The organism is Ewingella sp. AOP8-B2-18 (genome assembly GCF_052376015.1).
Taxonomy (GTDB): Bacteria; Pseudomonadota; Gammaproteobacteria; order Enterobacterales; family Enterobacteriaceae; genus Ewingella; species Ewingella allii.
On sequence record NZ_JBQSVB010000050.1, the window covers coordinates 1 to 1,483 of the forward strand.

The window sequence follows — 1,483 nt, forward strand, 5'->3', positions numbered from 1 at the left end:
AAGCCACTGGAGCACCTCAAAAACACCATCATACACTAAATCAGTAAGTTGGCAGCATCACCTCTGAGACGCCAGAATATTTGTTCTGGCGTCTGATTTTGAGTTTATTTGACTAATGAAAATAGATCATTGAGTGATTCGCTCATCGACGGATGAGTAAATATCTGATCGCGTAATATGCTATAAGGCAGCCCGGCATCCATCACCATTTTCACTATATTGATCATCTCGTGGGAGTCAACACACAGCAGTGATGCCCCTAATATACGTTGGGTTTTATTATCAACAATCGCTTTTAATACCCCACGGGTATCGTTCATCACTCTGGCGCGCGGAATTGCAGCTACAGGCAATGTCACCACCTGAATATCAGCACCACTCTCTCTGGCTTGTTCTTCTGTCATACCAACCCTGGACAGGGGCGGTGTCATAAATACGGAATAAGGCACATTTTTCCGATCATCAGTACTACGTTTGCCTTCACCCAGTAACTCATCACGTACAATGCGGTAATCATCCAGTGATATGTAAGTAAATTGCAGCCCGCCGGTAACATCTCCCATCGCCCAAATATTGTCTGCGGTAGTATGTAATCGCTTGTCAACGACAATTGCCCCGCGCTCGTTTACTGCGATACCGGCATTTTCTGGATGTAACGAAGCGGTAGCCGGTTGACGACCGGAAGCTATTAACAGTGCATCCACCGCCAGTTGGGCGTGCTCGCTATGCACTTGCACTTGATTTTCATGGTGACTGATTCGCTCCACATGGGCATTGAGGATAATATCGACGCCCTGATCGCGTAAAATCGTCGCGATATTATCAGCAATATCCCGATCTTCCCGAGGCAAAAACAGCGAAGCTGCCTCTAAAATGGTTACTTTGCTGCCAAAATTAGCGAACATAGAGGCGAACTCAACGCCAATATATCCGCCGCCCAAAATACCTAAATGCCCAGGCAATTCTTTTAGATTAAGTAATCCGGTGCTGTCATATACACCAGGCGTGGTGGTAATTCCAGGAATTGGCGGAACCACGGCTTGTGCACCGGTATTAATAAAAATTTTCTCGCCATGAATCTCCAGATTTCCCTCAGGCCGATGAACACGCAGGCTATGATTATTGATAAACTCCGCCTGGCCGTCGATCACGTCGATATTGGGCATATCCGCAAGATTATGAAAATTCTTATTACGTAAAAAATTAACCACTTCATTTTTACGCTGTATGGCACGGACAAAATCTGTGTGCTGCTGTGCGTCATGAACCAATGTTTTGGTTGGGATACAGCCGATATTAATACAGGTCCCGCCATACATTGCATTTGATTGTTCGATGAGAGCCACACGCCAACCTGCTTTTGCCAGCGTGACGGCTAATGTTTTTCCAGCCTTGCCAAAACCAATAATAACTGCCTGATATTTATTCATGATGATTTCCTGTCGAAACGCGTTCATTTGATATCATGACTATAGACGCAAAA

Annotated in this window: 1 protein-coding gene; it reads right to left on the reverse strand. The window is 45.2% G+C overall.

Translation table 11 applies throughout. The annotated features are described in order from the left end of the window. Window positions 1-104: 104 nt before the first annotated feature. The gene (gene rclA, locus ACT3RR_RS23050) at window positions 105-1,430 is read right to left on the reverse strand and encodes a reactive chlorine resistance oxidoreductase RclA (protein ID WP_004117991.1); all 1,326 of its coding nucleotides are present in this window, start codon (window positions 1,428-1,430) and stop codon (window positions 105-107) included. Between the last annotated feature and the right edge of the window lie 53 nt (window positions 1,431-1,483).

Excerpts from the sequence above, each read along its gene's own strand:
- rclA (WP_004117991.1), bottom strand. The coding sequence starts at position 1,430 with ATGAATAAATATCAGGCAGTTATTATTGGTTTTGGCAAGGCTGGAAAA.